The organism is Sandaracinaceae bacterium, assembly GCA_016706685.1.
GTDB lineage: Bacteria > Myxococcota_A > Polyangia > Polyangiales > Houyiibacteriaceae > JADJJE01.
This window is the reverse complement of sequence record JADJJE010000009.1, coordinates 35,444-42,666: the sequence shown is the minus strand read 5'-3', so window position 1 is coordinate 42,666 and position 7,223 is coordinate 35,444. Positions and strand designations below refer to the sequence as shown.

Sequence of the window (7,223 nt, the reverse complement as noted above, 5' to 3'; positions counted from 1 at the left end):
CTGCCGCTGCACCGTGGGGTGAAGGGCGGGGGCCGAGACGTCTACACCAACGGTCGGCGCATTCGGAGTGACATCAAGCCGCCGTCCTCGAACGGCTCGCCGTCGCGGCGAAAGCCCGCGCGCTCGTAGAACCGAACGCCTCGCGCGTTCCCAGCGAGGACACGCAGTATGGCCGTCTCGTATCCACTGGTGGCCAGGTGCTGGAGCGCGTCGTCGAGGAGCGCGCGCCCCGCGCCGGTGCCCCAGGCATCCGGAGCCACGTAGAGAGCCCAGAGCTCACCCACACCGGGCTCCTCGCGACTCGGGCCCGACGAGGCGAACGCGATCACGCGGCCATCACGCACGAGGACGGTGATGCGCAGCCCCTCGATCTCCTCGGCGAGGTTCTGCTGCCACTTGGCATCTCGCACCGGGACGGTGAAGGCATCCAGCACCGCGTCCGGCATCAACCCGCGGTAGGAAGCGTGCCACCCCGCGACCTGCACCAGCGCGATGGCGTGGGCGTCGGTGGGCTCTGCCGAGCGGATGTGGTCGTGCGGGGTCATGGCGGGCAGGCTACCGTGCACTCACGCAGTGACGGCGCCGGTATCGGCGTCGAGGGCGCCCGTCAGGGAGTTGTGACGCTCACGTCTCCACCGTCGTGCTGCACCCGGGTCCCGGGGGGGAAGCCGAGCGCCGGTACTGGCTCGGCGACCACCCCGAGCCCCTCGACACCCATGGCCTCGTACCGCTGATCGCTTCGCCGATTTTCGACCGTGCCATGACCACGTCCTTATTGTCACGGACCCTGATCCTCCTCGGATCCCGAATCAACAGGAACTTGGATCCACCTCTCGACGGTCCTGGTTAGTACACGTAGACTGCGCCGGCGAGGTTGGCACTGTTGTCAGCTTGATCACCGTCGATGCCGGTCGCGTTGGAGTCCTCACCTCCAGCACCGATGGCGAGTGTGGAGCCGTCGGACGTGAGGGCGATGGAGCCGCCAAAGTAGTCTTCCGCGGCGGTGTTCGAGGCCTTCACATAGGCCTCCTGGACCCAGGAGGAGACCGGGCGGGCGAACACGTACGCCGCGCCCGCGTAGGAGGCGAGGCGTGTCGTTTGGCTGCCTCCGATACCTGTGGCGTTGGAGTCCTCCAAGTAAGCCCCCACCGCCAGGACGGTGCCATCGTAGGACAGGGCAACCGAACTGCCGAAGGCGTCTTGCACGTGGGCGTTCGACGACTTGATGTAAGCGTCTTGGAGATACGCGAAACCTGCTGGACGGAAGACATAGACTGCACCCGCCTGGGGGCGCTGTTGTTGGTCTGGTCGCCGTTGATCCCGATTGCGTTGGGAGGACTCGCCCGGGGCGCCGACGGCGAAGGTGGACCGGTCGGAGGACACCGCGACGGAGGCGCCAAAGTTGTCCGAGGAGCCCGGGTTGGAAGCTTTGATGTAGTACAGCGTGTACCAACCGAACAAGGGGCTGTAGCGGCGGTTGAACACATAGACAGCGCCCGAGTCCGCAACCGAGTTATCGGCGTGGTTGCCGCCGATGCCGGTGGCGCTGGAGTCCTCGCCAGGGGCGCCCACGAGGAGGGTATCCCCGTCGGAGGACAAGGCGACGGAGCTGCCGAACCGGTCATTCGCGTTGGTGCTGAATGGCTTTGCGTAGGCCTCTTGAGACCAGAAGGAGCCTGCGCGAGCGAACACGTAGACCGCGCCCGATGCAGAGGCCGATTCGTCGGCCTGATTGCCGCCGACGCCCGTCGCGTTCGAGTCCTCGCCCCTGGCACCCACCGCGAGGGTGTTCCCGTCGGCAGAGAGCGCGACGGAGGTGCCAAATAGGTCCAACGTGTTGGTGTTGGAAGCCTTCACATAGGCTTGCTGGGACCAAGTGGATCCGGCGCGCGTGAACACGTAGACGGCACCCGCGCTGGCCACGCTGTTGTCAGCCTGGTTGCCGTCTACGCCAGTGGCGCCGGAGGCCTCGCTCGGGGCGGCAACGGCGAGCGTGGAGCCATTGGAGGAGAGGGCCAGGGTAGCGCCGAAATTGTCCCCTCCATTCGTGTTGGAGGCCTTGATGTATGCCTGCTGCGACCAGGAGGAACCTGCGCGCGTGAACACGTAGACGGCGCCGGCATTGACGGCGCTGTCGTCGGCCTGATTGCCGCCGATGCCTGTTGCGTTGGAGCGCTCGCCGGAGCAGCCAATGGCGAGGGTGGAGCCGTCGGAGGACAAAGCGACGCTGCCGCAGGTGTCGTTCGAGTCCGTGTTGGACGCCTTGATGTACCGAGCGGTGCGAACGAGCAGAACCGTGTACGTGCGCGTCGCGGCAGTTTCGGTCGTGACCACGACAGTCACAGGTGTCGGCCCGAGGTCTGCGGCGAGGACCGCTGAGGCGGTTGCGGGCGCGACGAGGCTGCCGTTGACCTGGACGGTGGCGCGGGTGGGGAACGCCACGGCTGGAGTCAGGGTCACGCTCGTGGCGCCGGGCGGCAGCGCGAGCGTGTACAGCGTCGTTGCCCCGTCAAACGCAGGGCTGAGCACGCCGGCCGACGGATTGAGCGAGACGAGCGCCGGGTCACTCAGCAGGCACCCGGCGGCACCACGTGCGGCGCCAATGAAGCCCGTAGGGCACTCACAGGTGAAGCTACCTGTGCTGTTCGTGCAGATGGCCGCCGGGTCGCGATCACAGTCGTCGGTTTGCGCGATGCATTCGTCGAAGTCGCTGCACGTGCCGCCGCTCGTTGGCGCTCCGTACCCAGCGTTGCACGTGCAGGCGTAGGTGCCGGCCGCATTCGTGCAGGAGGCCGCTTGGATTCCGCACACGCTGAGCGCGCACTCGTTGACGTCCACGCACGGGCCGCCGCTCGCCGGTGCGCTATACCCGCTGCCGCAGCTGCACGCGTACGTGCCCAGTGAGTTCACGCAGCCCGTGGACCCCGGTCCGCAGATGCCGAGCGCGCACTCGTCCAGGTCGGCGCAAGGTCCTCCGCCCGAGAGTGGCGGTGAGTAGCCCGGCAAGCACGAGCAGACATATGTCCCCGGCGCGTTCGTGCACATCGTCGCCAGCCCGCCGCAGGGGGCACCCATCGCGCATTCGTTGGTGTCAGTACAAGTGCCCGCGGTGGGCGGCGCCGTGTATCCGGACGGACATGTGCAGACGTATGAGCCCGGAGTGTTCTCGCACACGGTGCCCGCAGCGCCCCACACTGGCCCATCGCGCACTCGTTGTTGTCGACGCATGCGTCGTCGAGACCGGTGAACCCGGCAGGGCAAGGGACGCAGACGCCGTCGGCCGCGTCAGCGAGGCCGTTGCAGTCGTCGTCGATGCCGGCGTTGCACGTCTCTGCGGCACCAGGGTTCACTGTGTTCAGCGTGTCGTTGCAGTCCGTGCCGCAGTTGTTGGGTCCGTTGCAGCACGCACTCGAAGCGAAGCCATCGCCGTCAGCGTCGGGACCGTACGTGGTGTCGTCGCAGTCCTCGTCGTCGCCATCGCAGATCTCGATGTTGTCAGGGAAACGGGTCGCGTCGCTGTCGTCGCAGTCGCTGCCGCAGGGAGCTGCACCATAGCCGTCACCGTCGTTGTCTGGGCATATGGCTCCGTCGACATCCACTTCGCCGTCTCGCAGTCCGGTGTCTGTCATGCCGCCGTCCCGATCGATGGTTGGAGCGTCGTCGCCGCATCCCGAAACCGTAGAGACGACCAGTGCGAGTGCGAGCAGGTGACCGAAACGCAGAAACATCATGCCCTCCTGGGGTGGTCCAAGGATACGGTGCGAAGACGCTTCAATCCAGGCAACTCTCGCGGCCGCCGTCTGGACGTCCTCAACGGAGCCGTGCCGGGGCTGGTGCGCGGACCGCTGCGGCTGCTGCGGCGTTTCTCACGGGCGTGTGGAGGCGACGCCTCCACGGGAACCATCGAGGGCACGGTGACACCGGCCAACGCGCTGCCCACCGTTCTGGCGCTCGCCGACGGTGATGTCATCGCCGTCGCGCGCCCGAACGTCACGACCGGCGCGTTCCGTGTCGACGTTCTGACCGACAGCGTGTTGCGCAGTTAGAATGTTATGTAAACTTTCCGTACAACAGCTTGAAAGTGTTCATGTTTCCTATGGGCCGCGGCGCCATGCAGAACTTCGGGAGCATCGCGCGTGACCCGGACGACGCGATGCTCTACTGGTTCGCGCTGTCGGCTTACGGCGCCCTCGGCGTGGGTGAGCCCGAGGGGCTGGAGGTGAACGTGGGTGGCGGCTGGCAGCCCGTCACGCTCGAGGAGGGCCGCGCCGTGGTGGACGTGAACCTGTCGCCGGGCGGCCGCCTGCGCGCCAAGGTCCGCACCACCGGCGGCGCCGTGGTCTACGCACCCCACGCGCATGACCGTGCTGCCACCGCGCGTGCTGACCCCTTCCGCGCCCGAAGGAGGCGCGTTGCCCTGAGCTACGCTCGGGACACGTGACCAGGGAGACCATCGTCCCAACTTGCATCGGGGTGACGATCCTGCAGCGCCCTGCTGGGTCAACCGGCACCTTGACAGAGACTCATTACCACGGTAATGAATGGGCATGACCATCGCACAATCGAAGCTCACCTCGCAGGGGCAAATCACTGTGCCCGCAGAAGTTCGGCGCCAGCTCGGCCTCGTCCCCGGCTCGGTGCTCGAGTGGGTCGAGGAGGACGGGACGATGGTCGTGCGGAGAGTCGGCCAGTTCTCATCGGAGGACATCCACACCGCCCTTTTCTCGGGCGAGCCCCCCCGCGCGCGTTCGCTGGAGGAGCTCAAGGAGAGCGTGGGGCGTCATTTCAAGGCGAAGCATGCTCGCCGTTGACACCAACGTTCTGGTGCGGCTGATCACGCGAGATGATCCGAAGCAGGTGGCCGCTGCAGAAGCCTTTGTGGTCAAGGGCGCCTGGGTATCACATGTGGTCTTGGCAGAGACCTCTTGGGTTCTCTCTTCGGCCTACGAGCTTCCGGCGGCGAAGGTCGCGGTTGCCGTGGAGATGCTGCTCAACCATCGCGACCTTGCGGTTCAGGACCCCGACGTGGTCGCGGCAGCGCTTGCGACATTCCGCTCGAAGCCGGCCCTCGGCTTCTCGGACTGCCTCGTCCTCGAGATCGCTCGCAAGGCGGGTCACCTTCCCCTTGCGACCTTCGACAAGGCACTGAGCAAGCTGGAAGGTGCGCAGCGCTTGTAGTGCGGGCACGACAAGGCCTTCATCGCGTTCTGCTGGGCGCACGCGTTACGCAAGCTCCGCGACGTCGAGGACGACCCCCCCGAGGTGCACACCGGCTGTCGGTGAGCGTCCTCGCCGCCCGGCACGTGGCGGTGGACGAAGCTCGCCGCGCTGTCGAGGCCGCGCAGCACACGTAGGCCCCAGTAGTCGCGCACCTCCCCAGGACCCTGATGCCAGGTCAACCAGCAGGAGAGCTCCGCCAGCTTTCCGAGCTCTCTGGGTCTGTCCGTCGCGAGGTCGAGCACCGATAGCTCCATTCCACCACCGACGAGAAAGCGCCCGTTCACGACGGTGTGATCGCCCTCGAACGCGATGTCGACAGGGAACTTGGCCCCGCGCCACGCTCATGCCATCACTCTCTCGCGGACTCTGCCCTGCCGCTGGGTGCAACCAGCTGGCGCGGTGTCCGAAGGGCGCACGCTTGTACGTGCGCCCGCTTCTATGTCGCGGGGCCTCGAGCTTAGAACTCGGTGCCCTCGCTTGTCCGGAAACCGGCGCAAGGCCGGGACGCCGGTCAGAATCCTTCAGTTCCGGCTGGTCACCGACACTATCGCCTGTTCACCGAAGAACGAGACGACAGCCATGACTGGGAACGCCAAGAAGAGAAGCGGGATCGCGAGACACCCGCCCACGCCGGTGCGTAACTCGAACACGGCAGGCTCGTTCATGGTGCGGAGTGTTGCACACCGTTAGTCACCGGCGATGGAGAGCGTGAAGCTTGCGGGCGGAGCCGGTCAAACCCCAAGGCTGCCCGCCGGCACGACGCCGATTCCATCCCGTCTCCGATACGCCGCTCGGCCTGTCGTCACAACGATCGCATCGAGGAGCTCGTCGCCCACATGCGACCGTAGCCAGCGAAGATGCTTTGTGTCTTCGTCGGTGACCTCCGCGCCGAGCTTCACCTCGATGGCGAGGAAGCGTCCGTCATCCCTGCGAACGATCAGATCGACCTCGTGCTCACCCCTGGCGGTCCGCAGGTGCGAGATGGTTGCGCGCGAAGCCTCGGCGTAGACGCGAACACAGAGCGTGACGAGCGACTCGAAGAGCGCGCCGAGGAGCGTCCCGTCGCGCGGGATGGGCGGTCCGTGATGCGGTCGATCGAGGAGCAGGCTCGCCTCGACGCCGAGTAGACGCGCTGCGAGTGCTGGGTCGGCGAGGTGGTGCTTTGGTGCCTTGGCGAGTCCCGCGAGCCGGTTCGCCGTGCCCGTCCACGCGGGCACCTCGTCGAGCAACCAGAGCTTGTTCAGCACGTCGCGGTATGCGAGGGCGGTCGTCTTGGCGGGCTTGTCCACCACGAGCGATGTCGCCGCGTCGAGGATGGTGTTGTACGAGGCCGTGGTCGCGCTCGCGGCGGCATACGACGCAAGCCAGGCGCGCAGGGTGGCGGGGCGACGTACGACGTAGCCGAGCTCGGGGAAGTCATGCTCGAGGATGCCCTCTATGTAGCCGTCGAGCGCGAAGGCGCGTGCTTCGCTCGTGAGCGTGCGCAGCGCAGGGAAGCCCGAGGCCACGATCTCCTCGGCGTAGTCTTCTATCCCGAGCGGGCACTCGCCTTCGATGGGAGCGTCTCGCTGCGAGAGCAACGTGGAGAGCGACACCGTGGGGGAGCAGAGCTCACGCTCCATCAGCGTCATGGGCCGCATACGTAGTCGCACGATACGGCCGGCGCCGGAGTGTGTGGGTGCACTCGTCGGCGACGACGAGCCCGTGCGAAGGAAGCGGCCTGGCCGCGGGTCGCGATCGACCTCTCGACGCACGCGATCCCACACAGCGGGTACCCTCTGCCACTCGTCGACCAGAATCGGCTCGGCAAGGCGTGCGATCCGTTCGGGGGAGGCGCGCAGTAGCTCCGCTTCCGCAGGGTCGTCGAGCGCCACCACGCTCGCCGCCAACCGCGTTGCCGTGGCGGTCTTCCCAACGGCGCGCGGCCCTTCGATGCAGATCGCGGGGAGTGACGCGACGAGGCGCTCGAGCGTGGGATCAAGGACTCGTTGGGTGTACCGCAA

8 protein-coding genes and 1 pseudogene are annotated in these 7,223 nt (G+C 66.8%); 4 read left to right on the top strand and 5 right to left on the bottom strand.

Translation table 11 applies throughout. From position 1 onward, the window contains the following. Positions 1 to 41: 41 nt before the first annotated feature. The 3 genes and pseudogenes from IPI43_13325 to IPI43_13315 form a co-directional block, all read right to left on the bottom strand. Positions 42 to 545, bottom strand: a complete 504-nt coding sequence (locus tag IPI43_13325) for a GNAT family N-acetyltransferase (protein MBK7775091.1) — start codon at positions 543 to 545, stop codon at positions 42 to 44. A gap of 301 nt (positions 546 to 846) precedes the next feature. Continuing rightward, positions 847 to 3,174 (bottom strand): cadherin-like beta sandwich domain-containing protein, encoded by a 2,328-nt coding sequence (locus IPI43_13320; GenBank protein MBK7775090.1) that lies wholly within the window; start codon positions 3,172 to 3,174, stop codon positions 847 to 849. Positions 3,175 to 3,401: 227 nt separating this feature from the next. After that, a pseudogene (locus IPI43_13315) lies at positions 3,402 to 3,731 on the bottom strand (hypothetical protein). On the opposite strand from IPI43_13315, the gene IPI43_13310 reads away from it, so the two are divergent. The 4 genes from IPI43_13310 (at position 3,708) to IPI43_13295 (ending at position 5,178) form a co-directional block, all read left to right on the top strand. Then, positions 3,708 to 4,046, top strand: a complete 339-nt coding sequence (locus IPI43_13310; GenBank protein MBK7775089.1) for a hypothetical protein — start codon at positions 3,708 to 3,710, stop codon at positions 4,044 to 4,046. The pseudogene IPI43_13315 and the gene IPI43_13310 sit on opposite strands and share 24 nt — an antisense overlap. Before the next feature lie 41 nt (positions 4,047 to 4,087). Further along, positions 4,088 to 4,441, top strand: a complete 354-nt coding sequence (locus tag IPI43_13305) for a hypothetical protein (GenBank protein MBK7775088.1) — start codon at positions 4,088 to 4,090, stop codon at positions 4,439 to 4,441. Positions 4,442 to 4,547: 106 nt separating this feature from the next. Beyond that, on the top strand, positions 4,548 to 4,811 hold the full coding sequence (locus IPI43_13300) for an AbrB/MazE/SpoVT family DNA-binding domain-containing protein (GenBank protein MBK7775087.1): 264 nt from the start codon (positions 4,548 to 4,550) through the stop codon (positions 4,809 to 4,811). Then, positions 4,798 to 5,178, top strand: a complete 381-nt coding sequence (locus tag IPI43_13295) for a type II toxin-antitoxin system VapC family toxin (GenBank protein MBK7775086.1) — start codon at positions 4,798 to 4,800, stop codon at positions 5,176 to 5,178. The genes IPI43_13300 and IPI43_13295 overlap by 14 nt, the downstream gene beginning before the upstream one ends. A 563-nt stretch (positions 5,179 to 5,741) precedes the next feature. Here IPI43_13295 and IPI43_13290 read toward each other — a convergent pair. Together IPI43_13290 and IPI43_13285 are read right to left on the bottom strand one after the other, a co-directional pair. Beyond that, positions 5,742 to 5,885: a hypothetical protein gene (locus IPI43_13290; GenBank protein MBK7775085.1), complete on the bottom strand. Its 144-nt coding sequence runs from the start codon at positions 5,883 to 5,885 to the stop codon at positions 5,742 to 5,744. 66 nt (positions 5,886 to 5,951) lie between these two features. Continuing rightward, a complete protein-coding gene (locus IPI43_13285) occupies positions 5,952 to 7,223 on the bottom strand; it encodes an ATP-binding protein (protein MBK7775084.1) in 1,272 nt (423 codons plus the stop codon).